Origin of the sequence: Klebsiella sp. CB_Kp196 (genome assembly GCF_040061575.1) — a bacterium.
GTDB lineage: Bacteria > Pseudomonadota > Gammaproteobacteria > Enterobacterales > Enterobacteriaceae > Klebsiella > Klebsiella michiganensis.
Genome location: NZ_JBEAFH010000072.1, coordinates 1 through 23,469 on the forward strand (window position 1 = coordinate 1; position 23,469 = coordinate 23,469).

Genomic DNA, 23,469 nt, shown 5'->3' on the forward strand with positions numbered 1-23,469 from the left:
CTGGCGTTGAAATGTTCCGCAAACTGCTGGACGAAGGCCGTGCTGGTGAGAACGTCGGTGTTCTGCTGCGTGGTATCAAGCGTGAAGAAATCGAACGTGGTCAGGTACTGGCTAAGCCGGGTTCTATCAAGCCGCACACCAAGTTCGAATCTGAAGTGTACATTCTGTCCAAAGACGAAGGCGGCCGTCATACTCCGTTCTTCAAAGGCTACCGTCCGCAGTTCTACTTCCGTACAACTGACGTGACTGGCACCATCGAACTGCCGGAAGGCGTAGAGATGGTAATGCCGGGCGACAACATCAAAATGGTTGTTACCCTGATCCACCCGATCGCGATGGACGACGGTCTGCGTTTCGCAATCCGTGAAGGTGGCCGTACCGTTGGCGCGGGCGTGGTTGCTAAAGTTCTCGGCTAATTGCTGATAACATTTGACGCAATGCGCAATAAAAGGGCATCATTTGATGCCCTTTTTGCACGCTTTCACACCAGAACCTGGCTCATCAGTGATTTTTTGGGTCATAATCATTGCTGAGACAGGCTCTGAAGAGGGCGTTAAGTCCGAAACGCAGCAGAGCATTTCGGTTTGGTCGCCTCGCATTTCATGCGGGGTGAAGTTATTTGTCTGAATTCTTGTGACAGGTTGGTTTATGAGTGCGAATACCGAAGCTCAAGGGAGCGGGCGCGGCCTCGAAGCGATGAAGTGGACAATCGTAGTCGTGCTGCTGGTTGTGGCCATCGTCGGCAACTTCCTTTATCGTGACATTATGCTGGCAGTGCGTGCGCTGGCTGTAGTGATTCTGATCGCTGCAGCGGGCGGTGTCGCGCTGTTAACGACAAAAGGTAAGGCGACAGTCGCCTTCGCTCGTGAAGCGAGAACCGAAGTCCGCAAGGTGATCTGGCCGACTCGCCAGGAAACGTTGCATACCACGCTGATTGTTGCCGCAGTGACTGCCGTAATGTCACTGATCCTGTGGGGACTGGATGGTATTCTGGTTCGCCTGGTATCCTTTATCACTGGCCTGAGGTTCTGAGATGTCTGAAGCTCCTAAAAAACGCTGGTACGTCGTTCAGGCGTTTTCCGGTTTTGAAGGTCGCGTAGCTACCTCGTTGCGTGAACATATCAAATTACACAATATGGAAGAGTTGTTTGGCGAAGTCATGGTGCCGACCGAAGAAGTGGTCGAAATCCGCGGTGGCCAGCGTCGTAAAAGCGAACGCAAATTCTTCCCGGGCTACGTGCTGGTCCAGATGGTGATGAACGACGCGAGCTGGCACCTGGTGCGCAGCGTACCGCGTGTGATGGGTTTCATCGGCGGTACATCTGACCGTCCGGCACCGATCAGCGACAAAGAAGTCGACGCGATCATGAACCGTCTGCAGCAGGTTGGCGATAAGCCGCGGCCGAAAACGCTGTTTGAGCCGGGTGAAATGGTTCGCGTTAGCGACGGTCCATTTGCCGACTTTAACGGTGTGGTTGAAGAAGTGGACTACGAGAAGTCTCGTCTGAAAGTGTCCGTTTCTATCTTCGGTCGTGCGACGCCGGTTGAGCTGGACTTCGCTCAGGTAGAAAAAGCCTAACAGCCGATCAAAAAAGCAACGTTTTAATCGTTGCATGAGGCGCGGAATTGACATACAATTTCGCGCCTTTTGTTTTTATGGGTCTGATTCCCATAAAGCGATATTTATCACGGGGAGCCTTTTTAGGCGCTACACCCAAACGAGGAAATTTACATGGCTAAGAAAGTACAAGCCTATGTCAAGCTGCAGGTTGCAGCTGGTATGGCAAACCCGAGTCCGCCGGTTGGTCCAGCACTGGGTCAGCAGGGTGTGAACATCATGGAATTCTGCAAAGCGTTCAACGCAAAAACTGAATCCCTGGAAAAAGGTCTGCCAATCCCGGTTGTTATTACCGTTTACGCTGACCGTTCTTTCACCTTCGTTACCAAAACTCCGCCGGCAGCAGTTCTGCTGAAAAAAGCGGCTGGTATCAAGTCTGGTTCCGGTAAACCGAACAAAGACAAAGTAGGTAAAATTTCCCGCGCTCAGCTGCAGGAAATCGCGCAGACCAAAGCTGCCGACATGACTGGTTCCGACATTGAAGCGATGACTCGCTCCATTGAAGGTACTGCACGTTCCATGGGCCTGGTAGTGGAGGACTAAGAAATGGCTAAACTGACCAAGCGCATGTCCGTGATTCGTGACAAAGTTGATGCGACCAAACAGTACGACATCAACGAAGCCATCTCTCTGCTGAAAGAACTGGCTACTGCTAAGTTCGTTGAAAGCGTTGATGTTGCCGTTAACCTCGGCATCGACGCGCGTAAATCTGACCAGAACGTCCGCGGCGCGACCGTACTGCCGCACGGTACTGGCCGTTCAGTTCGCGTAGCCGTATTTGCCCAGGGCCCGAACGCTGAAGCAGCTAAAGCTGCTGGCGCAGAGCTGGTAGGTATGGAAGATCTGGCTGACCAGATCAAAAAAGGCGAAATGAACTTTGACGTTGTTATTGCTTCCCCGGATGCAATGCGCGTTGTTGGCCAGCTGGGCCAGGTTCTGGGTCCGCGCGGCCTGATGCCAAACCCGAAAGTGGGTACCGTAACGCCGAACGTTGCTGAAGCTGTTAAGAACGCTAAAGCAGGTCAGGTTCGTTACCGTAACGACAAAAACGGCATCATCCACACCACCATCGGTAAAGTGGATTTTGACGCTGATAAACTGAAAGAAAACCTGGAAGCTCTGCTGGTTGCGCTGAAAAAAGCAAAACCGACTCAGGCTAAAGGCGTGTACATCAAGAAAATCAGCATCTCCACCACCATGGGTGCTGGCGTTGCCGTTGATCAGGCTGGTCTGAGCGCTTCTGCGAACTAAGATTAGCTTTACGTGGGCGGTGAATTTGTCTACAATCTTACCCCCACGTATTCTGCTTATAGCAGACGTATAGCCGAGATATTCAGGCTGTGGCAAGGCGACAAATGAGTGAATCGCCTGGAGCATAGTTAACTATGTGACTGGTGTGAACGAAGGCAGTCAATGCCGCCACAGATTGAATAGCGACGGATAGACAAGATTTGTTCGTTGGAGCCTGGCCTATCCAGGCCTCCGTCGAAGACCGCAGGTGTTTCGCAAGAGACTTAATGCCCTGCGTAGACGGTGACAGAACGCTAAGATTATTTTTGGATACTCTGGCTTGTTTCTGCTCACCGTATTAAGACGCTCTTCTCTTTGAGTAGAGTGAAGTGAGTTCCGGAGCATGAGCTCTGGCAAACATCCAGGAGCAAAGCTAATGGCTTTAAATCTTCAAGACAAACAAGCGATTGTTGCTGAAGTCAGCGAAGTAGCCAAAGGCGCGCTGTCTGCAGTAGTTGCGGATTCCCGTGGCGTGACTGTAGACAAAATGACTGAACTGCGTAAAGCAGGTCGTGAAGCTGGCGTATACATGCGTGTTGTTCGTAACACCCTGCTGCGCCGCGTCGTTGAAGGTACTCCTTTCGAGTGCCTGAAAGACACGTTTGTTGGTCCGACCCTGATTGCATACTCTATGGAACACCCGGGCGCTGCCGCTCGTCTGTTCAAAGAGTTCGCGAAAGCGAATGCAAAATTTGAGGTCAAAGCCGCAGCCTTTGAAGGTGAGCTGATCCCGGCGTCGCAAATCGACCGCCTGGCAACTCTGCCGACCTACGAAGAAGCAATTGCACGCCTGATGGCAACCATGAAAGAAGCTTCGGCTGGCAAACTGGTTCGCACTCTGGCTGCTGTACGCGATGCGAAAGAAGCTGCTTAATCGCAGTTGTCTTTGTAAAGCATTCGCTTACGTATAAACTTATTCTGATATTCAGGAACAATTTAAATGTCTATCACTAAAGATCAAATCATTGAAGCAGTATCCGCTATGTCCGTAATGGACGTTGTTGAGCTGATCTCTGCAATGGAAGAAAAATTCGGTGTTTCCGCTGCTGCTGCTGTAGCTGTAGCTGCTGGCCCGGTTGAAGCTGCTGAAGAAAAAACTGAATTCGACGTAATTCTGAAAGGTATCGGCGCTAACAAAGTTGCCGTTATCAAAGCAGTACGTGGCGCAACTGGCCTGGGTCTGAAAGAAGCTAAAGACCTGGTAGAATCTGCTCCGGCCGCTCTGAAAGAAGGCGTGAGCAAAGATGACGCTGAAGCACTGAAAAAATCTCTGGAAGAAGCTGGCGCTGAAGTTGAAGTTAAATAAGCCAACCTTTCCGGTTGCAGCCTGAGAAATCAGGCTGATGGCTGGTGACTTTTTAGTCACCAGCCTTTTTGCGCTGTAAGGCGCCAGTAGAATTTCACACTGTTTGACTACTGGTTGTCCTGACAATGCTTGTTTCTATAGACGACTTAATATACTGCGACAGGTTAGGGCTCCTGAGCTGTGTAAATCGCAATGAAATGGTTTAAGCGTGATAGAAACAGGTATTGCGGAAAGTGTTCCATTTTCCGGTCAACAAAATAGTGTTGCATAAAAAACTGCCTTATGTGGGCAGATGGGTCGACTTGTCAGCGAGCTGAGGAACCCTATGGTTTACTCCTATACCGAGAAAAAACGTATTCGTAAGGATTTTGGTAAACGTCCGCAGGTTCTGGACATACCTTATCTCCTTTCTATCCAGCTTGACTCGTTTCAGAAGTTCATCGAGCAAGATCCTGAAGGGCAGTATGGTCTGGAAGCAGCTTTCCGTTCCGTATTCCCGATCAAAAGCTACAGCGGTAACTCTGAGCTGCAGTACGTCAGCTACCGTCTGGGCGAACCGGTTTTTGACGTTAAAGAATGTCAGATCCGTGGCGTGACCTACTCGGCACCGCTGCGCGTCAAACTGCGTCTGGTGATCTACGAGCGCGAAGCGCCGGAAGGCACCGTTAAAGACATTAAAGAACAAGAAGTCTACATGGGCGAAATTCCGCTCATGACCGACAACGGTACCTTCGTTATCAACGGTACCGAGCGCGTTATCGTTTCTCAGCTGCACCGTAGCCCGGGCGTCTTCTTTGACAGTGACAAAGGTAAGACCCACTCTTCCGGTAAGGTCCTGTATAACGCACGTATCATTCCTTACCGTGGCTCCTGGCTGGACTTCGAGTTCGACCCGAAAGACAACCTGTTTGTCCGTATCGACCGTCGTCGTAAGCTGCCGGCTACCATCATCCTGCGCGCGCTGAATTACACCACTGAGCAGATCCTTGACCTGTTCTTCGAGAAAGTGGTCTTTGAAATTCGCGATAACAAGCTGCAGATGGAACTGGTACCGGAGCGTCTGCGCGGCGAAACGGCCTCCTTCGACATCGAAGCGAACGGTAAAGTGTACGTTGAGAAAGGGCGTCGCATCACCGCACGTCACATTCGCCAGCTGGAAAAAGACGATATCAAACATATCGAAGTTCCGGTTGAGTACATCGCTGGCAAAGTTGCCTCTAAAGACTATGTTGACGAATCTACTGGCGAGCTGATCTGCCCGGCGAACATGGAGCTGAGCCTGGATCTGCTGGCCAAGCTGAGCCAGTCAGGCCATAAGCGTATCGAAACGCTGTTCACCAACGATCTGGATCACGGTCCGTACATCTCTGAGACTGTACGCGTCGACCCGACCAACGACCGTCTGAGCGCGCTGGTAGAAATCTACCGCATGATGCGCCCAGGTGAGCCGCCGACTCGTGAAGCGGCTGAAAGCCTGTTCGAGAACCTGTTCTTCTCCGAAGACCGCTACGATCTGTCCGCGGTAGGTCGTATGAAGTTCAACCGTTCTCTGCTGCGCGACGAAATCGAAGGTTCCGGTATCCTGAGCAAAGAAGACATCATCGAAGTGATGAAGAAGCTCATCGATATCCGTAACGGTAAAGGCGAAGTCGATGATATCGACCACCTCGGCAACCGTCGTATCCGTTCCGTTGGCGAAATGGCGGAAAACCAGTTCCGCGTTGGCCTGGTCCGCGTAGAGCGTGCGGTGAAAGAGCGTCTGTCTCTGGGCGATCTGGATACCCTGATGCCTCAGGATATGATCAACGCCAAGCCGATTTCTGCGGCAGTGAAAGAGTTCTTTGGCTCCAGCCAGCTGTCTCAGTTTATGGACCAGAACAACCCGCTGTCTGAGATTACGCACAAACGTCGTATCTCCGCACTCGGCCCGGGCGGTCTGACCCGTGAACGCGCAGGCTTTGAAGTTCGAGACGTACACCCGACCCACTACGGTCGCGTATGTCCAATCGAAACGCCTGAAGGTCCGAACATCGGTCTGATTAACTCCCTGTCCGTGTACGCACAGACGAACGAATACGGTTTCCTCGAGACCCCGTACCGTAAAGTGACTGACGGTGTTGTAACCGACGAAATTCATTACCTGTCTGCTATCGAAGAAGGCAACTACGTTATTGCTCAGGCGAACTCCAACCTGGATGACGAAGGCCACTTTGTAGAAGATCTGGTTACCTGCCGTAGTAAAGGCGAATCCAGCTTGTTCAGCCGCGACCAGGTTGACTACATGGACGTATCCACCCAGCAGGTGGTATCCGTCGGTGCGTCCCTGATCCCGTTCCTGGAACACGATGACGCCAACCGTGCATTGATGGGTGCGAACATGCAACGTCAGGCCGTTCCGACTCTGCGCGCTGATAAGCCGCTGGTTGGTACCGGTATGGAACGTGCTGTTGCCGTTGACTCCGGTGTAACTGCGGTCGCTAAACGTGGCGGTACCGTTCAGTACGTGGATGCTTCCCGTATCGTTATTAAAGTTAACGAAGACGAGATGTACCCGGGCGAAGCCGGTATCGACATCTATAACCTGACCAAGTACACCCGTTCTAACCAGAACACCTGCATCAACCAGATGCCGTGTGTCTCTCTGGGTGAGCCGATTGAGCGCGGTGACGTGCTGGCTGACGGCCCGTCTACCGACCTCGGTGAACTGGCGCTCGGTCAGAACATGCGCGTCGCGTTCATGCCGTGGAACGGTTACAACTTCGAAGACTCCATCCTCGTTTCCGAGCGCGTTGTCCAGGAAGACCGTTTTACCACCATCCACATTCAGGAACTGGCGTGCGTGTCTCGTGACACCAAGCTGGGGCCGGAAGAGATCACCGCCGACATCCCGAACGTGGGTGAAGCTGCGCTCTCTAAACTGGATGAATCCGGTATCGTTTATATCGGCGCGGAAGTGACCGGTGGCGATATTCTGGTTGGTAAGGTAACGCCGAAAGGTGAAACCCAGCTGACGCCGGAAGAGAAACTGCTGCGTGCGATCTTCGGTGAGAAAGCGTCTGACGTTAAAGACTCTTCCCTGCGCGTACCAAACGGTGTCTCCGGTACCATTATCGACGTTCAGGTCTTTACCCGCGACGGCGTAGAAAAAGACAAACGCGCGCTGGAAATCGAAGAGATGCAGCTCAAACAGGCGAAGAAAGACCTGTCTGAAGAACTGCAGATCCTCGAAGCTGGCCTGTTTGGTCGTATCTACGCGGTGCTGGTCTCCGGCGGTATCGAAGCTGAGAAGCTCGATAAGCTGCCGCGCGATCGCTGGCTGGAACTGGGCCTGACCGACGAAGAGAAACAGAATCAGCTGGAACAGCTGGCTGAGCAGTACGACGAACTGAAACACGAGTTCGAGAAAAAACTCGAAGCGAAACGCCGCAAAATCACTCAGGGCGACGATCTGGCACCGGGCGTGCTGAAGATTGTCAAAGTGTATCTGGCCGTTAAACGTCAGATTCAGCCTGGTGACAAAATGGCAGGCCGTCACGGTAACAAGGGTGTTATCTCTAAGATCAACCCGATCGAAGATATGCCTTACGATGAAAACGGCACGCCGGTTGACATCGTACTGAACCCGCTGGGCGTACCGTCTCGTATGAACATCGGTCAGATCCTGGAAACTCACCTGGGTATGGCTGCGAAAGGTATTGGCGAGAAAATCAACGCCATGCTGAAACAGCAGCAGGAAGTCGCCAAACTGCGCGAATTCATCCAGCGTGCCTACGATCTGGGCACCGACGTGCGTCAGAAGGTTGATCTGAATACCTTCACTGACGAAGAAGTTATGCGTCTCGCTGAAAACCTGAAAAAAGGTATGCCGATCGCAACGCCGGTCTTCGACGGTGCGAAAGAGTCTGAAATCAAGGAACTGTTACAGCTTGGTGGCCTGCCGACTTCCGGCCAGATCACCCTGTTCGACGGTCGTACCGGTGAGCAATTCGAGCGCCAGGTTACCGTTGGCTACATGTACATGCTGAAACTGAACCACCTGGTTGATGACAAGATGCATGCGCGTTCTACCGGTTCTTACAGCCTGGTTACTCAGCAGCCGCTGGGTGGTAAGGCGCAGTTCGGTGGTCAGCGCTTCGGGGAGATGGAAGTGTGGGCGCTGGAAGCATATGGCGCAGCATACACCCTGCAGGAAATGCTCACCGTTAAGTCTGATGACGTGAACGGCCGTACTAAGATGTATAAGAACATCGTGGACGGCAACCATCAGATGGAACCGGGCATGCCGGAATCCTTCAACGTACTGTTGAAAGAGATTCGCTCGCTGGGCATCAACATCGAACTGGAAGACGAGTAACTCTCGCTCAAACAGGTCACTGGTGCCGGGGTAAGACCCGGCGCCAGATTGTGCTAACTCCGACGGGAGCAAATCCGTGAAAGACTTATTAAAGTTTCTGAAAGCGCAAACTAAAACCGAAGAGTTTGATGCGATCAAAATTGCTCTGGCATCGCCAGACATGATCCGTTCATGGTCTTTTGGTGAAGTTAAAAAGCCGGAAACCATTAACTACCGTACGTTCAAACCTGAGCGTGACGGCCTTTTCTGTGCGCGTATTTTCGGGCCAGTAAAAGACTACGAGTGCCTGTGCGGTAAGTACAAGCGCCTGAAACACCGCGGTGTGATCTGTGAGAAGTGCGGCGTTGAAGTGACCCAGACTAAAGTGCGCCGTGAGCGTATGGGCCACATCGAGCTGGCGTCTCCGACCGCCCACATCTGGTTCCTGAAGTCTCTGCCGTCCCGTATCGGCCTGCTGCTCGATATGCCGCTGCGCGATATCGAACGCGTGCTGTACTTCGAATCCTATGTGGTTATCGAAGGCGGTATGACCAACCTGGAACGCCAGCAGATCCTGACTGAAGAACAGTATCTGGATGCGCTGGAAGAGTTCGGTGACGAATTTGACGCGAAGATGGGTGCGGAAGCTATCCAGGCCCTGCTGAAGAGCATGGATCTGGAGCAAGAGTGCGAAACTCTGCGCGAAGAGCTGAACGAAACCAACTCCGAAACCAAGCGTAAGAAGCTGACCAAGCGTATCAAACTGCTGGAAGCGTTCGTACAGTCTGGCAACAAGCCGGAGTGGATGATCCTGACCGTTCTGCCGGTTCTGCCGCCAGATCTGCGTCCGCTGGTTCCGCTGGATGGCGGTCGTTTCGCGACTTCTGACCTGAACGATCTGTATCGTCGCGTCATTAACCGTAACAACCGTCTGAAACGTCTGCTGGATCTGGCTGCGCCGGACATCATCGTACGCAACGAAAAACGTATGCTGCAGGAAGCGGTCGACGCCCTGCTGGATAACGGTCGTCGCGGTCGTGCGATCACCGGTTCTAACAAACGTCCTCTGAAATCTTTGGCCGATATGATCAAAGGTAAGCAGGGTCGTTTCCGTCAGAACCTGCTCGGTAAGCGCGTTGACTACTCCGGTCGTTCTGTTATCACCGTAGGTCCATACCTGCGTCTGCATCAGTGCGGTCTGCCGAAGAAAATGGCGCTGGAGCTGTTCAAACCGTTCATCTACGGCAAGCTGGAACTGCGTGGCCTCGCCACCACCATCAAAGCCGCTAAGAAAATGGTTGAGCGTGAAGAAGCTGTCGTTTGGGATATCCTGGACGAAGTGATCCGCGAACACCCGGTACTGCTGAACCGTGCACCAACCCTGCACCGTCTGGGTATCCAGGCATTTGAGCCGGTACTGATCGAAGGTAAAGCTATTCAGCTGCACCCGCTGGTTTGTGCGGCATACAACGCCGACTTCGATGGTGACCAGATGGCTGTTCACGTACCGCTGACGCTGGAAGCCCAGCTCGAAGCGCGTGCGCTGATGATGTCTACCAACAACATCCTGTCTCCGGCGAACGGCGAACCAATCATCGTTCCGTCTCAGGACGTTGTACTGGGTCTGTACTACATGACCCGTGACTGTGTTAACGCCAAAGGCGAAGGCATGGTGCTGACTGGCCCGAAAGAAGCTGAGCGTATTTATCGCGCTGGCCTGGCCTCTCTGCATGCGCGCGTTAAAGTGCGTATCACCGAATACGAAAAAGATGAAAACGGCGAGTTCGTTGCGAAAACCAGCCTGAAAGATACGACCGTTGGTCGCGCCATTCTGTGGATGATCGTACCGAAAGGTCTGCCTTTCTCCATCGTCAACCAGGCGCTGGGCAAGAAAGCCATCTCTAAGATGCTGAATACCTGCTACCGTATTCTGGGCCTGAAACCGACCGTTATTTTTGCGGACCAGACGATGTACACCGGCTTTGCTTATGCAGCGCGCTCAGGTGCATCCGTTGGTATCGATGACATGGTCATCCCGGAGAAAAAATACGAGATCATCAGCGAAGCGGAAGCGGAAGTTGCTGAGATTCAGGAGCAGTTCCAGTCGGGTCTGGTTACCGCTGGCGAACGCTACAACAAAGTTATCGATATCTGGGCCGCGGCGAACGATCGTGTATCCAAAGCGATGATGGACAACCTGCAAACTGAAACCGTTATTAACCGTAACGGCGAAGAAGAGCAGCAGGTCTCCTTCAACAGCATTTACATGATGGCCGACTCCGGTGCGCGTGGTTCTGCTGCACAGATTCGTCAGCTTGCCGGTATGCGTGGTCTGATGGCGAAGCCGGATGGCTCCATCATCGAAACGCCAATCACCGCGAACTTCCGTGAAGGTCTGAACGTACTCCAGTACTTCATCTCCACGCACGGTGCGCGTAAAGGTCTGGCGGATACCGCACTGAAAACGGCGAACTCCGGTTACCTGACTCGTCGTCTGGTTGACGTTGCGCAGGACCTGGTCGTGACTGAAGACGACTGTGGCACCCTGGAAGGCATCACCATGACCCCGGTTATCGAGGGTGGCGATGTTAAAGAGCCGCTGCGCGATCGCGTACTGGGTCGTGTGACCGCTGAAGACGTTCTGAAGCCGGGTACGGCGGACATTCTGGTTCCACGCAACACGCTGCTGCACGAGCACTGGTGCGATCTGCTGGAAGAGAACTCCGTTGACTCCGTCAAAGTGCGTTCCGTTGTATCCTGTGACACCGACTTTGGTGTATGTGCGCACTGCTACGGTCGTGACCTGGCGCGTGGCCACATCATCAACAAAGGTGAGGCTATCGGCGTTATCGCGGCACAGTCCATCGGTGAGCCGGGTACACAGCTGACGATGCGTACGTTCCACATCGGTGGTGCGGCATCTCGTGCGGCTGCTGAGTCCAGCATCCAGGTGAAAAACAAAGGTAGCATCCGTCTGAGCAATGCGAAGTCGGTTGTGAACTCCAGCGGTAAGCTGGTTATTACTTCCCGTAATACCGAGCTGAAGCTGATCGACGAATTCGGTCGTACCAAAGAGAGCTATAAAGTGCCTTACGGCTCCGTTATGGCGAAAGGTGATGGCGAGCAGGTTGCCGGCGGTGAAACCGTAGCAAACTGGGATCCGCACACCATGCCGGTTATCACCGAAGTGAGTGGTTTTGTCCGCTTCACTGACATGATTGACGGCCAGACCATTACTCGTCAGACCGACGAGCTGACCGGTCTGTCTTCTCTGGTGGTTCTGGATTCTGCAGAGCGTACCACTGGCGGTAAAGATCTGCGTCCGGCGCTGAAAATCGTTGATGCTCAGGGCAATGACGTTCTGATCCCTGGCACCGATATGCCTGCGCAGTACTTCCTGCCGGGTAAAGCGATTGTTCAGCTGGAAGATGGCGTCCAGATCAGTTCTGGTGACACCCTGGCGCGTGTACCGCAGGAATCCGGCGGTACCAAGGACATCACCGGTGGTCTGCCGCGCGTTGCCGACCTGTTCGAAGCGCGTCGTCCGAAAGAGCCGGCAATCCTGGCTGAAATCAGCGGCATCATTTCCTTCGGCAAAGAAACCAAAGGGAAACGTCGTCTGGTTATCACCCCGGTAGACGGTAGCGATCCGTACGAAGAGATGATTCCTAAGTGGCGTCAGCTCAACGTGTTCGAAGGTGAACGCGTAGAACGTGGTGACGTGGTTTCCGACGGTCCGGAAGCGCCGCACGACATTCTGCGTCTGCGTGGCGTGCATGCTGTGACTCGTTACATCGTTAACGAAGTTCAGGACGTATACCGTCTGCAGGGCGTTAAGATTAACGATAAGCACATCGAAGTTATCGTTCGTCAGATGCTGCGTAAAGCGACCATCGAAAGCGCCGGTAGCTCCGACTTCCTGGAAGGCGAACAGGTTGAATACTCTCGCGTTAAGATTGCTAACCGCGATCTGGAAGCGAACGGCAAAGTGGGTGCAACATTCTCCCGCGATCTGCTGGGTATCACCAAAGCGTCCCTGGCAACCGAATCGTTCATCTCTGCCGCATCGTTCCAGGAGACCACCCGTGTCCTGACCGAAGCAGCCGTTGCGGGTAAACGCGACGAACTGCGTGGCCTGAAAGAGAACGTTATCGTGGGTCGTCTGATCCCGGCCGGTACCGGTTATGCGTACCACCAGGATCGTATGCGCCGTCGCGCAGCGGGCGAACTGCCAGCAGCGCCGCAGGTCAGCGTGGAAGAAGCTTCTGCTAACCTGGCAGAACTGCTGAACGCGGGTCTGGGCGGTTCTGACAACGATTAATCGTTGATTCGCTAAACGCTCAAAAAGCCAGTCAGGTCACCTGACTGGCTTTTTTATTGCCTGCCAGTTTATTCCGTCTACTTTTTTATTACATTTTATTGATGTAATAGCTGCAATTAATTAGCAAATATAAACCACTCCTATAATGATTTATTTCCATGACTGTTTTTCATCTTCAATGAAAGGGTGAAAATTCTACGCGTGTCAAAAAATAAGCACCGCAAACGCTATATAGTCAAAAAACTAAAATAATCATGTGATTACTTTCCCGGTTCTTTTCGGTTTACCGCAGCCGAGGGGATTGTTACGCCTGTTAAAAGGCGATGGAGGAGGTGAACTAATAAAAACAAAGCGGAGAGTATTGTCGTTATTTAATGGATAGCTTCTGGGGGATGTATGGAATTTGCTATACAACTTATCATTATCTTAATGTGTTTGTTCTATGGTGCGAGAAAGGGCGGCATTGCGCTCGGTCTTTTAGGCGGCATTGGGCTAGTTATCCTGGTCTTTGTTTTTCACCTGAAGCCTGGAAAACCGCCCGTCGATGTCATGCTGGTCATTATCGCCGTCGTGGCGGCATCGGCGACGCTGCAGGCTTCTGGTGGTTTAGACGTGATGCTGCAGATTGCCGAGAAACTCCTGCGGCGAAACCCGAAATATGTCTCGATCGTCGCGCCATTCGTCACCTGTACGCTGACGATTCTTTGCGGCACGGGGCACGTGGTATATACCATTCTGCCGATTATTTATGATGTCGCTATCAAAAATAACATCCGTCCGGAGCGACCCATGGCCGCCAGCTCGATCGGCGCGCAGATGGGGATTATCGCCAGCCCGGTTTCCGTGGCGGTTGTCTCGCTGGTGGCAATGCTTGGCAACTTTACCTTTAACGGCAAGCACCTTGAATTTCTCGACCTGCTGGCGATAACCATTCCGTCCACGCTGCTGGGGATTCTGGCCATTGGTATCTTCAGCTGGTTTCGCGGCAAAGACCTCGATAAAGACGAAACCTTCCAGGCCTTTATTGCGGTACCGGAAAACCGTCACTACGTGTACGGGGACACGGCCACGCTGCTGGATAGAAAGCTTCCGACCAGCAACTGGATTGCGATGTGGATTTTTCTGGCCTCAATCGCGGTTGTCGCCCTGCTCGGCGCCTTCTCCGAACTGCGTCCGGCATTCGACGGTAAGCCGCTGTCGATGGTGCTGGTGATCCAGATGTTTATGCTGCTCTCCGGGGCGCTCATCATCATCATTACGAAAACGAATCCGGCTTCGATCTCCAAAAATGAGGTGTTCCGTTCCGGGATGATCGCTATCGTTGCCGTGTACGGCATCGCGTGGATGGCGGAAACGATGTTCGGCGCGCACATGACCGAGATTAAAGGCGTGCTCGGGGAGATGGTGAAGGAGTACCCGTGGGCCTACGCTATCGTTCTGCTGCTGGTATCGAAGTTTGTCAACTCCCAGGCGGCTGCGCTGGCGGCGATCGTTCCGGTGGCGTTGGCGATCGGCGTCGATCCGGCCTACATCGTCGCTTCCGCGCCCGCCTGCTACGGCTATTACATTCTGCCGACCTACCCAAGCGATCTGGCGGCGATTCAGTTCGACCGCTCAGGTACCACGCATATCGGCCGCTTTGTGATTAACCATAGCTTTATTCTGCCAGGGCTCATCGGTGTCAGCGTCTCTTGCGTCTTTGGCTGGGTATTTGCGGCGATGTACGGATTTCTTTAAGAGGATACGGGCGCCGGTAGCGGCGCCTGTTAAGTCGTTGACGTTATTGTGCGAGCGGAATTCGGCGATAGAGCTCAATCATGTCGGTAGCCAGATCCTGAATGACCATCGCGTTCATCAGGTGGTCCTGAGAGTGTACGGTAATCAGGTTAACCGGAAGCTTGCCGCTGCCTTCATCCATGCCAATCAGCTGGGTCTGGATTTTATGCGCATGCTTGACGAATTCATGGGATTCCGCCATTGCCTGTTCGGCCGCAGCAAAATCGCCTTTACGCGCCAGCTGCAGAGCGGTTAACGCCGAGCTGCGCGCAGAACCGGCGTTAACCAGCAGCTCCATGATGATCGTTTCTAAATCTTCCATCTCTTACTCCATCAGCTTCAGGGCTTTATCAAGCACGGCATCGCCTTTCATCATGCCGTAATCCATCATATCGATGACGGCGACTTTTTTACCAAACGGGTCGGCCATTGCCTGTAGCTTGGCCTGCTCGTACTTCACCTGAGGGCCGAGCAGGATAATATCGGCAGCGGCAAGATTATCTTTAAACTCGGCAACCGGTACGGCTTTGATGGAGACTTCCACGCCTTTTTGTTGCGCAGCGGCCTGCATACGTTGAACCAGCATGCTGGTGGACATTCCTGCGGCACAGCATAAAACGATATTCTTCATAATTGTTGGCCCTTATGTTCCTTGATGTACCATCTTTATCGCGGGCAGGCGGGCGGGACAACCGCTTTACGGTGATTGTGTGTAAGTCATCACAAAATAATGAAACCGGTTTCGGTTCTGGGGGAGAAAACGCTAAAAGCCGCGTCCGACAGGCCTGAAACGGTGGGCTCTGTTAAGCGCGGACGATGCGATTCTTGCCCTGCTGCTTGGCTTTATACAGCGCTTCATCAACGCGTACGACAAGCTGCTCCAGGGGCTCCATATTCCATTCCCCCAGTCCCGCGCTGAAGGTGACCGTTAGCCCTTCTTCACGCCAGGAGCGCTGCGCAACGCGGGCCCGCCAGCTCTCCAGCAACATCAGGGCGTCATCGCTATGTCCGGTGGTAAAGATCGCCGCAAACTCTTCGCCGCCGTAGCGGTAAAGCGAAATTTGCAGGGGCTGGAGGATTTGCAGCCCTTCCCGGGCGACATTGCGCAGTACGATATCGCCGTTGAGGTGACCCCAGGTGTCGTTTATCGTTTTGAAGTTATCAATATCAACCAGCGCAAGAGAGAAGGGCTGATGATCGTTCATCAGCGCGGCGATATCGCTGTCAAAGGCGCGGCGGTTCTTGCAGCCGGTTAGCGCGTCGATGGTCGCCTGGCGAACGTAGGTTAACTCGCGCTGCTTATTGCTCTCGATGGCTTTGCTGAGCATCGCTTCCAGCCGCGGGGCGCGCTGAACATCCCCGGTTTTAATCGCATTGATGATGTTCATCAACACCGTACGTGAAGCATGGCGCAGATACAGTCCAAACAGCACGATAACGATCGCGGCCAGGGCAAAGCTCCAGGCGACGATATCCGTTTCATGGCGCGTTAAGTTGACCAGCGTCGAGTTATCGACCCGATAAATAACAAACCAGTCGGGGTTGGTAAAGGAGTAGTAATAGTACCAGGTGTCCGTATTGGTATCGTAAAGCTGGCCTTCGCCGCTGGTCATTCTGTCCATCAAGGCTTCACTGACGTAGGGTTTAAATAAAGCGCCGGGGTCGGGGTGGAGAATGACTTTACCATCGCGTTGCACCACAAAAAATTCCCCCTGGACCGGTGCAACCATCTGCCGTAACGCGTAGCCCATTGAGGTGAGATCGAGATGAAACGCGAGACTGCCCTTTAGCCGTCCCTCTGGAGAAATTATGGGTTTGTAGACGGTAATCGTCGGATGATGCGTGAAGTAGTCGTTGTACGGGCTGGTATACCGACTGAAGGTACTGGCTTCCGCTTGCTTAATAAACCACGGCCTTGTTTTGGCATCGAAGGACTGGCTATCTTCGGTTTCCAGAACCTCGGGCGCGCGCAGATAGTGCCCATTGGTATCCGCCAGCGAGATGGACGAAACGGTCTGCATCATATTTTGCAACTGCATGAGCTGCATCAACCCTTTTTCCGGATTGACGTTAACCGCCTCATTCAGCGCATCGTTGCGGGCAAAGAAAGTGGCGGCACGGGTGAGGATAAAGTCGTTGCCCTGCAGCAGCGTCTCCGTGTAGTTGGTCGCCATATTGTGGGTAAAATTGCGATTAATATGATGATAATCTTCGAGAAAATCATTCCTCTGCGTCGTCGTGGCAAACATCGCTATCAGCAAGAAGCTGAATAAAATACCCGCAAATCCGATGATAATCGGCGTGGTGAAAGAGAGCTTTCTATTATGACGAGCCATGAGTCGTAAATCGTTCCAGAAGCGTTAAACCGTGGGTGGAGACGCAGGTTTAGCCAGCATGCCTGCTGAGCGAATCAGATAAAACTCCGGTAATTATAACGCTGACGTTGTGATATGGACTGATTAATATTCGATATTGATGGAATTACCGTTGCCGCAAAGAGGCGGGAGCAGGGCGAAAAGGAGGAAGAGTGAATATTCGCCTTGGTCAGCGTCCGCTGCTGACAGGGGCAGAATAGAGAAACGGGAACAGGGCCACAATCTCCCGTTTCTCTTATTACGATCGTGCATGAAGAACGTTTAAGAAATTACATTCGTTATCATGACGATTGGGAGGCGCGTCCCAGCCAGCTGTCCCAATCCTTCCATACCGGCTGTAGACCGCTGGCCACCAGCGCGCTGGCGACCTCTTCCGGGCGGCGGTCATCGTGAGGCGCGAACTGCTCCAGCTCCGGATGGTTATCGGCATACCCGCCGGGCTGGGTTTTCGAAAAGGCGCTGACGTTGTTGATGGCCAGCGGGATCACCCGATCGCGGAACCAGGGGGATTCGCGGGTGGAGAGCGAGAGTTCCACTTCCGGAGCCAGCAGGCGGAAAGCGCAAATAGTTTGCACCAGCTGCCGTTCATCCATTAATGAGGCGGGCTCGATACCCCCCGCGCAAGGCCGCAGTCGTGGGAAGGAGATGGAGTAGCGGCTGCGCCAGTAATGCTGCTGGAGCCACAGCAGATGCTCCGCCACCATAAAGCAGTCCACCCGCCAGCTGTCGGAAAGGCCAATAAGTGCGCCAAGGCCAATTTTATCAATCCCCGCCTGCCCAAGCCTGTCCGGCGTATCCAGCCGCCAGAAGAAGTCCTGCTTTTTCCCTTTCAGATGGTGTTTCGCATACATGCTTTCATGATAGGTCTCCTGATAGACCATCACCCCGTCCAGACCGAGGGTTTTCAGCTCGGCATACTCTTCCATCGCCAGCGGCTGGACCTCCATATGCAGCGAGGCGAACTGGCGGCGAATCGCGGGCAGATGTTGACGAAAGTAGTCCATGCCGACCTTGCCCTGATGTTCGCCGGTCACCAGCAGCAGATGCTCAAAGCCCATTTCGCGGATCGCCGCGCATTCACGGGCTATTTCCGCCTCATCCAGAGTCTTGCGCTTGATGCGGTTACTCATTGAGAAACCGCAGTAGGTACAGTCGTTGGCGCAGAGATTAGAGAGATACAGCGGGACATAAAAGCTGACGGTATTACCAAAACGCTGGCGAGTCAGGCGCTGAGCGCGCTGGGCCAGAGGCTCCAGATAGCCAGCGGCGGCGGGGGAAAGCAGGGCCATCATATCGTCGCGGCTGAGCTGTTTGGCCGCCAGGGCGCGTTCAACGTCGGCGGGGGTTTTCCCGTTGATTCGCAGGCGAATATCGTCCCAGTCCAGCTGCCGCCAACGGTCAGTGAAGGTGTTCATACCCGCGCCTCCAGAAAGCCGGTCAGCGGGCTGGTGGCCTGCGCCTGCGCGCTGCGCGCGCCCGGGCCTGCCTGTCGGGCCAGCAAGCCGGCATCGATCGCTAAACGGAAGGCCCGCGCCATGGTTACCGGATCGTCGGCAACGGCGATGGCGGTATTCACCAGTACCGCGTCAGCGCCCATTTCCAGCGCCTGCGCCGCGTGGCTCGGCACGCCAATACCCGCGTCAACGACTACCGGCACCGTGGCCTGCGCGATAATAATCTCCAGCATCGCTTTAGTTTCCAGCCCCTGATTGGAGCCGATGGGCGCGCCGAGCGGCATCACCGCCGCGCAGCCCGCTTCTTCAAGGCGCTTGCACAGCACCGGGTCGGCGCCGCAGTAGGGCAGCACCACGAAGCCTTCCCGTACCAGAATCTCCGCCGCTTTCAGCGTTTCGATCGGATCGGGGAGCAGCCAGCGGGCGTCCGGATGAATTTCCAGCTTCAGCCAGTGGGTGCCCAGCGCCTCCCGCGCCAGGCGGGCGGCAAATACCGCCTCTTCCGCCGTTTTAGCGCCGGAGGTGTTGGGCAGCAGGCTAACGCCGGCCGCCAGCAGCGGCGCGAGGATCGCGTCATTATGCTGACGGAGATCGACGCGCTTCATCGCCAGCGTCACCAGCTGGCTGCCGGAGGCGCGAATGGCCTCCACCATGACGTCGGGGGCGGCGAATTTACCGGTGCCGGTGAAAAGATGTGACTCAAAGGTTTTATCCGCAATACGTAACATGTCAGCCTCCAGCGATAACCTGAAAAAGCAGGATTTGATCGCCTTCCTGTAAGAGATGATCTTCCCACCGTTCACGCGGCAGGATGCGTTGATTGAGCGCCAGCGCGACGCCCGGCTGCTGCTGTTCCAGCTGCGTGAGCAGATCGGCGACGGAGATCGCTTCGGCGCACTGCAACGGTTCATCGTTAAACCATATCCGCATGCTGCCCTCCGCATACCGGACAGCCCTGAGCCCGCTGGAGCGCGAGAGTGCGCCAGCTGCTGGTTCGGGCATCGAACAGGCGCAGCGCGTTACGCGGGGCCATCATGCCGGCGAGCAGCTTGATGGCCTCCAGCGCCTGTAGGGTACCCATCATGCCAACCACCGGACCGATAATGCCCGCCGTACGGCAGTTGCGCTCAGGCTCGTTAGCGTCCGGCCACAGACAGCGATAGCAGCCCTGCTCCCACGGCGGAGTCAGTACCATCAGCTGCCCCCCAAGCCCGACGGCGCTGGCGGTAATCAGCGGCGTTTTAAGCGCGACGCAGGCGGCGTTGATCGCCTGACGAGTCGCCATGTTATCGGTGCAATCCAGTACCACATCGGCCTTCGCCACTTCATCCTGCAGGGCCTTTCCGCCTAACCGCTGCTTCAGCGTAATCAGTTCAATCTGCGGATTTAACTGAGCCAGCCGGGCCCTTGCGGCCGTGGTTTTAGGCTGAGCGATATCCTCGCTGGTGAACAAAATTTGTCGCTGCAGGTTACTGACGTGCACGTCGTCGTCATCGACCAGCACCAGCGTGCCGACGCCAGCTCCGGCAAGATAGAGGGCGGCGGGAGAGCCCAGCCCGCCGAGACCCACGATCAACACCCGGCTGGCCAGCAGCTTTTGCTGGCCTTCAATGGCGATATCCTCCAGCAGCAGCTGGCGGCTATAGCGCATAAAATCGCTGTCATTCATCACCGGCTCCCGCTATCTCGAGCAGCCGGGCCGTTGCCTGTCGCCAGTCGGCCGCCTGAGTAATGGCGCTGACCACCGCAACGCTGCCGACGCCGGTCGCCAGGACCGCCGGGGCGCGCTCAAGGCTGATGCCGCCAATCGCCACGGTTGGATAATCCCCGAGTCGCTGAATATGCTGCGCCAGCTGATCCAGCCCCTGAGGGGCGGAAGGCATCCGCTTGGTTTGCGTTGGAAAAACGTGCCCAAGCGCGATGTAAGAGGGACGCGCCGCCAGCGCGATATCAATTTCCATATCGTCATGCGTCGAAACGCCAAGGCGCAGCCCGGCGTTGCGGATGGCGCTGAGGTCGGTGGTTTCCAGATCTTCCTGGCCTAAATGCACCCCGTAGGCCTGATGTTTGATGGCCAGACGCCAGTAATCATTAATAAACAGCCGCGCATCATATTTGCGCCCCAGGGCGATCGCGGCAACCACATCGTCTTCGACTTCGCTATCGCGTTTATCCTTGATGCGCAGCTGGAGAGTGCGAACGCCCGCGGCCAGCAGGCGTTCGATCCACGTGACGCTATCGACGACCGGATAGAGCCCTAAACGGAAAGGGACGGATGGAAAATCGGGTTGATACATCAGGCTTCCTCCTTACGTAGATAGATTTCACTGCCGCGGGCGCGGAAGTTATCCGACATATCGGCCATCCCCACTTCGATGGTCTGCGCGGCGGCGTAGTCGCGAACTTCCTGGCTTATCTTCATTGAGCAGAATTTAGGGCCGCACATGGAGCAAAAGTGGGCCACTTTGCCTGACTCCTGCGGCAGGGTTTCGTCGTGGTAAGCGCGCGCGGTGAACGGGTCGAGCGCCAGATTAAACTGATCTTCCCAGCGGAACTCGAAGCGCGCTTTCGACATGGCGTTATCGCGGATCTGCGCGCCGGGGTGGCCTTTGGCGAGATCGGCGGCGTGGGCGGCAATTTTGTAGGTAATCAGGCCCTGCTTAACGTCTTCTTTATTCGGCAGGCCGAGATGCTCTTTTGGCGTCACGTAGCAGAGCATCGCGCAGCCGAACCAGCCGATCATGGCGGCGCCAATTCCCGAGGTGAAATGGTCATAGCCCGGAGCGATATCGGTGGTTAGCGGCCCTAAGGTGTAGAACGGCGCTTCGTGGCAGTGCTCCAGCTCTTCGGTCATATTGCGCTGAATCATCTGCATCGGCACGTGGCCCGGGCCTTCGATCATCACCTGTACGTCATACTCCCAGGCGATTTTGGTCAGTTCGCCCAGGGTGTGCAGTTCGGCGAACTGCGCTTCGTCGTTGGCATCCTGAATCGAGCCGGGACGCAGGCCGTCGCCCAATGACAGCGAGACGTCATAGGCGGCGCAGATTTCGCAGATTTCGCGGAAATGCTGGTAGAGGAAATTCTCTTTGTGATGGGACAGGCACCATTTCGCCATGATTGAGCCGCCGCGGGAGACGATGCCGGTCAGGCGCCTGGCGGTCATCGGCACGTAGCGCAGCAGCACGCCCGCATGGATGGTGAAGTAGTCCACCCCCTGTTCCGCCTGCTCGAGCAGCGTGTCGCGGAAGGCTTCCCAGGTGAGATCTTCGGCGATCCCGTTGACCTTCTCCAGCGCCTGGTAGATCGGCACCGTACCGATCGGTACCGGACTATTGCGCAGGATCCACTCGCGGGTCTCGTGAATATAGCGGCCGGTGGAGAGGTCCATAACCGTATCCGCTCCCCAGCGCGTTGCCCACACCAGCTTCTCGACCTCTTCTTCAATCGACGAGGTGACCGCCGAGTTGCCGATATTGGCGTTAACCTTCACGAGGAAGTTGCGGCCAATAATCATCGGTTCGGATTCCGGATGATTAATATTGGCCGGGATAATCGCGCGCCCGGCGGCGACTTCAGCCCGCACAAACTCCGGGGTGATATTCTCCGGCAGCCGCGCGCCAAACCCAACGCCCGGATGCTGCTGGCGCAGCACTTCGCCACGAATACGCTCGCGGCCCATATTCTCGCGAATGGCGATGAACTCCATTTCCGGGGTGACAATCCCCTGACGGGCGTAGTGCAGCTGCGTCACGCATTTCCCGACGATGGCGCGCCTGGGCGTGAGTAGGCCGGTAAAGCGCAGTTCGTTAAGGCCATCATCCGCCAGCCGCTCTCTGGTATAGGCCGAGCTGCGATCGCTGAGTGCTTCGCAGTCGCGGCGCGCATCAATCCACGGCTGACGCAGTTTTGCCAGACCCTGCTGAACGTTAATCGCGACGTGCGGATCGCCATAGGGGCCGGAGGTGTCATAGACCGGAATAGCTTCGTTCGCTTCGTACTGAGGATTATCTTTGCTGCCGCCAATAAGCGTCGGGCTCAGCTGAATTTCGCGCATCGGTACGCGAATATCTTCCTGCGAACCGGGGATATAGATGCGCTGCGAATTGGGAAATGCGGTACCTTCCAGGGTGTCGATAAAGCGCTGGGCGCGTTCGCGTTGCTCTCGACGCGTGAGTTTGGTTGTAGACATAGCTCATTCCAGTTAAACAGGATATGGCTTGCCAGACGACGGATGGAGTAACAGATGCGATCGGCCCTGAAGAGGCTGATGCTAAACGCAGTTTACTCTTGTTCCCTTCGCAGGTATTAGCCTGATCAGGTTCCGCGGATCCCGAATTAACGGTCTCAGCCTTTTCCAGTGTGGAAAATGGGCACTCCGACAAGATGACATCCCCTCTCCGTGAGGGGGAATGTATGTAAACTACGCGTTAATGGCTCACAACTCAAGCGGTCGGCGCGATATTGTCGCTGACGTTGTCTTTGCGGCTGTGGGCGACGGCGAGGGCGATCAGGTTATCTTCCAGCGCAAAGCGCGCTTCCAGCGCTTCTCCGATGTCCGACAGCGCCTGCTGGAACTCAAGGTAGTTATCGTGATCGATGGCGTTTTCGAGGCAGGAGTCGTAATAATCCATGATCTGCTGGGTATTGGCCTGCAGCTGTGGATAAATCTTAGTGGCGGCTAAAAGTGGCGTATCGCCTTCCAATTCGCCGATAAAGCGTTCATAAATATTAAAATGGCCGGAGGAGAGGTAGTCCACCAGGCTTTGACAAAAATCATCCAGCGCTTTCTCATTAAGCCGCATAAATGATTCTTTGCCGGGCTTCAGGCCAACCAGGTTGTAGTAAGCCACAAGCAAATGCTTACGTACTTGTAGCCAGCGATCGACCAGTTTATTGCTGCCTCCAACACGTTCCGTCAGGTTTTCCAGCTGGTTTAACATGGTTGACTCCGCAAGGTTTTAAGAGAAATACGTTGCTCACCAAAATGTAAATT

At 54.7% G+C, this 23,469-nt stretch carries 20 protein-coding genes and 1 riboswitch; of the genes, 10 read left to right on the forward strand and 10 right to left on the reverse strand.

All coding sequences use genetic code 11. The features are described 5' to 3' along the window. The 10 genes from ABLU87_RS25150 to dcuB form a co-directional block, all read left to right on the forward strand. Window positions 1–416 (forward strand): EF-Tu/IF-2/RF-3 family GTPase (locus ABLU87_RS25150; RefSeq protein ID WP_341272706.1); only part of this gene is annotated, 416 nt, incomplete at its 5' end. Between the two features lie 232 nt (window positions 417–648). Further along, on the forward strand, window positions 649–1,032 hold the full coding sequence (gene secE, locus ABLU87_RS25155; protein WP_004097638.1) for a preprotein translocase subunit SecE: 384 nt from the start codon (window positions 649–651) through the stop codon (window positions 1,030–1,032). A 1-nt stretch (window position 1,033) separates the two neighbouring features. Then, window positions 1,034–1,579: a transcription termination/antitermination protein NusG gene (gene nusG / locus ABLU87_RS25160; protein ID WP_002438628.1), complete on the forward strand. Its 546-nt coding sequence runs from the start codon at window positions 1,034–1,036 to the stop codon at window positions 1,577–1,579. A gap of 153 nt (window positions 1,580–1,732) precedes the next feature. Then, entirely contained in the window at window positions 1,733–2,161 is a 429-nt protein-coding gene (gene rplK, locus ABLU87_RS25165) for a 50S ribosomal protein L11 (protein ID WP_004097640.1), read from the forward strand. A gap of 3 nt (window positions 2,162–2,164) precedes the next feature. Then, complete coding sequence (gene rplA / locus ABLU87_RS25170) at window positions 2,165–2,869, forward strand: 50S ribosomal protein L1 (protein WP_004097642.1); 705 nt, start codon at window positions 2,165–2,167, stop codon at window positions 2,867–2,869. A 415-nt stretch (window positions 2,870–3,284) separates the two neighbouring features. Then, a complete protein-coding gene (gene rplJ / locus ABLU87_RS25175) occupies window positions 3,285–3,782 on the forward strand; it encodes a 50S ribosomal protein L10 (RefSeq protein ID WP_004097644.1) in 498 nt (165 codons plus the stop codon). Window positions 3,783–3,848: 66 nt separating this feature from the next. Then, a complete protein-coding gene (gene rplL / locus ABLU87_RS25180) occupies window positions 3,849–4,214 on the forward strand; it encodes a 50S ribosomal protein L7/L12 (RefSeq protein ID WP_004097645.1) in 366 nt (121 codons plus the stop codon). 325 nt (window positions 4,215–4,539) lie between these two features. Further along, a complete protein-coding gene (rpoB, locus tag ABLU87_RS25185) occupies window positions 4,540–8,568 on the forward strand; it encodes a DNA-directed RNA polymerase subunit beta (RefSeq protein ID WP_004097647.1) in 4,029 nt (1,342 codons plus the stop codon). A 76-nt stretch (window positions 8,569–8,644) separates the two neighbouring features. Beyond that, window positions 8,645–12,868 (forward strand): DNA-directed RNA polymerase subunit beta', encoded by a 4,224-nt coding sequence (gene rpoC, locus ABLU87_RS25190; protein ID WP_004097649.1) that lies wholly within the window; start codon window positions 8,645–8,647, stop codon window positions 12,866–12,868. Between the two features lie 396 nt (window positions 12,869–13,264). Beyond that, window positions 13,265–14,605 carry an anaerobic C4-dicarboxylate transporter DcuB gene (dcuB, locus tag ABLU87_RS25195; RefSeq protein WP_064378463.1) on the forward strand — a complete coding sequence of 447 codons (1,341 nt, stop codon included), beginning with the start codon at window positions 13,265–13,267 and terminating at the stop codon, window positions 14,603–14,605. 43 nt (window positions 14,606–14,648) lie between these two features. Here the strand turns inward: dcuB and ABLU87_RS25200 are convergent, their stop codons facing one another. From ABLU87_RS25200 to ABLU87_RS25245, 10 genes are all read right to left on the reverse strand, one after another. Continuing rightward, window positions 14,649–14,966, reverse strand: a complete 318-nt coding sequence (locus ABLU87_RS25200; RefSeq protein ID WP_004097651.1) for a PTS lactose/cellobiose transporter subunit IIA — start codon at window positions 14,964–14,966, stop codon at window positions 14,649–14,651. A 3-nt stretch (window positions 14,967–14,969) separates the two neighbouring features. Continuing rightward, window positions 14,970–15,275: a PTS sugar transporter subunit IIB gene (locus tag ABLU87_RS25205; protein ID WP_004097653.1), complete on the reverse strand. Its 306-nt coding sequence runs from the start codon at window positions 15,273–15,275 to the stop codon at window positions 14,970–14,972. Window positions 15,276–15,447: 172 nt separating this feature from the next. Continuing rightward, window positions 15,448–16,980 carry a sensor domain-containing diguanylate cyclase gene (locus ABLU87_RS25210; protein ID WP_122117156.1) on the reverse strand — a complete coding sequence of 511 codons (1,533 nt, stop codon included), beginning with the start codon at window positions 16,978–16,980 and terminating at the stop codon, window positions 15,448–15,450. A gap of 320 nt (window positions 16,981–17,300) precedes the next feature. Continuing rightward, window positions 17,301–18,434 (reverse strand): 2-iminoacetate synthase ThiH, encoded by a 1,134-nt coding sequence (gene thiH, locus ABLU87_RS25215; RefSeq protein ID WP_049102669.1) that lies wholly within the window; start codon window positions 18,432–18,434, stop codon window positions 17,301–17,303. Then, complete coding sequence (gene thiG / locus ABLU87_RS25220; RefSeq protein WP_004097659.1) at window positions 18,431–19,201, reverse strand: thiazole synthase; 771 nt, start codon at window positions 19,199–19,201, stop codon at window positions 18,431–18,433. The genes thiH and thiG overlap by 4 nt, the downstream gene beginning before the upstream one ends. Window position 19,202: 1 nt before the next feature. Then, complete coding sequence (thiS, locus tag ABLU87_RS25225) at window positions 19,203–19,403, reverse strand: sulfur carrier protein ThiS (protein WP_122117155.1); 201 nt, start codon at window positions 19,401–19,403, stop codon at window positions 19,203–19,205. Further along, complete coding sequence (gene thiF, locus ABLU87_RS25230; protein ID WP_122117154.1) at window positions 19,387–20,142, reverse strand: thiazole biosynthesis adenylyltransferase ThiF; 756 nt, start codon at window positions 20,140–20,142, stop codon at window positions 19,387–19,389. The genes thiS and thiF overlap by 17 nt, the downstream gene beginning before the upstream one ends. Further along, on the reverse strand, window positions 20,135–20,770 hold the full coding sequence (gene thiE, locus ABLU87_RS25235) for a thiamine phosphate synthase (RefSeq protein WP_122117153.1): 636 nt from the start codon (window positions 20,768–20,770) through the stop codon (window positions 20,135–20,137). Before thiE ends, thiF begins: the two co-directional genes overlap by 8 nt. Further along, window positions 20,770–22,665, reverse strand: a complete 1,896-nt coding sequence (gene thiC, locus ABLU87_RS25240) for a phosphomethylpyrimidine synthase ThiC (protein ID WP_014837105.1) — start codon at window positions 22,663–22,665, stop codon at window positions 20,770–20,772. The genes thiE and thiC overlap by 1 nt, the downstream gene beginning before the upstream one ends. 85 nt (window positions 22,666–22,750) lie before the next feature. Beyond that, window positions 22,751–22,864: riboswitch (TPP riboswitch) on the reverse strand. Window positions 22,865–22,918: 54 nt separating this feature from the next. Continuing rightward, complete coding sequence (locus tag ABLU87_RS25245) at window positions 22,919–23,416, reverse strand: Rsd/AlgQ family anti-sigma factor (protein ID WP_014837106.1); 498 nt, start codon at window positions 23,414–23,416, stop codon at window positions 22,919–22,921. Window positions 23,417–23,469 lie beyond the last annotated feature (53 nt).

What these genes read in the sequence shown, in the direction of transcription:
- rplJ (WP_004097644.1), top strand. Translation starts at nt 3,285, where the DNA reads ATGGCTTTAAATCTTCAAGACAAACAAGCGATTGTTGCTGAAGTCAGC.
- secE (WP_004097638.1), top strand. Translation starts at nt 649, where the DNA reads ATGAGTGCGAATACCGAAGCTCAAGGGAGCGGGCGCGGCCTCGAAGCG.
- thiS (WP_122117155.1), bottom strand. Translation starts at nt 19,403, where the DNA reads ATGCGGATATGGTTTAACGATGAACCGTTGCAGTGCGCCGAAGCGATC.
- thiF (WP_122117154.1), bottom strand. Translation starts at nt 20,142, where the DNA reads ATGAATGACAGCGATTTTATGCGCTATAGCCGCCAGCTGCTGCTGGAG.
- rplA (WP_004097642.1), top strand. Translation starts at nt 2,165, where the DNA reads ATGGCTAAACTGACCAAGCGCATGTCCGTGATTCGTGACAAAGTTGAT.
- ABLU87_RS25205 (WP_004097653.1), bottom strand. Translation starts at nt 15,275, where the DNA reads ATGAAGAATATCGTTTTATGCTGTGCCGCAGGAATGTCCACCAGCATG.
- dcuB (WP_064378463.1), top strand. Translation starts at nt 13,265, where the DNA reads ATGGAATTTGCTATACAACTTATCATTATCTTAATGTGTTTGTTCTAT.
- ABLU87_RS25210 (WP_122117156.1), bottom strand. Translation starts at nt 16,980, where the DNA reads ATGGCTCGTCATAATAGAAAGCTCTCTTTCACCACGCCGATTATCATC.
- thiG (WP_004097659.1), bottom strand. Translation starts at nt 19,201, where the DNA reads ATGTTACGTATTGCGGATAAAACCTTTGAGTCACATCTTTTCACCGGC.
- thiE (WP_122117153.1), bottom strand. Translation starts at nt 20,770, where the DNA reads ATGTATCAACCCGATTTTCCATCCGTCCCTTTCCGTTTAGGGCTCTAT.
- ABLU87_RS25245 (WP_014837106.1), bottom strand. Translation starts at nt 23,416, where the DNA reads ATGTTAAACCAGCTGGAAAACCTGACGGAACGTGTTGGAGGCAGCAAT.
- thiH (WP_049102669.1), bottom strand. Translation starts at nt 18,434, where the DNA reads ATGAACACCTTCACTGACCGTTGGCGGCAGCTGGACTGGGACGATATT.
- ABLU87_RS25200 (WP_004097651.1), bottom strand. Translation starts at nt 14,966, where the DNA reads ATGGAAGATTTAGAAACGATCATCATGGAGCTGCTGGTTAACGCCGGT.
- nusG (WP_002438628.1), top strand. Translation starts at nt 1,034, where the DNA reads ATGTCTGAAGCTCCTAAAAAACGCTGGTACGTCGTTCAGGCGTTTTCC.
- rplK (WP_004097640.1), top strand. Translation starts at nt 1,733, where the DNA reads ATGGCTAAGAAAGTACAAGCCTATGTCAAGCTGCAGGTTGCAGCTGGT.
- thiC (WP_014837105.1), bottom strand. Translation starts at nt 22,665, where the DNA reads ATGTCTACAACCAAACTCACGCGTCGAGAGCAACGCGAACGCGCCCAG.
- rpoB (WP_004097647.1), top strand. Translation starts at nt 4,540, where the DNA reads ATGGTTTACTCCTATACCGAGAAAAAACGTATTCGTAAGGATTTTGGT.
- rplL (WP_004097645.1), top strand. Translation starts at nt 3,849, where the DNA reads ATGTCTATCACTAAAGATCAAATCATTGAAGCAGTATCCGCTATGTCC.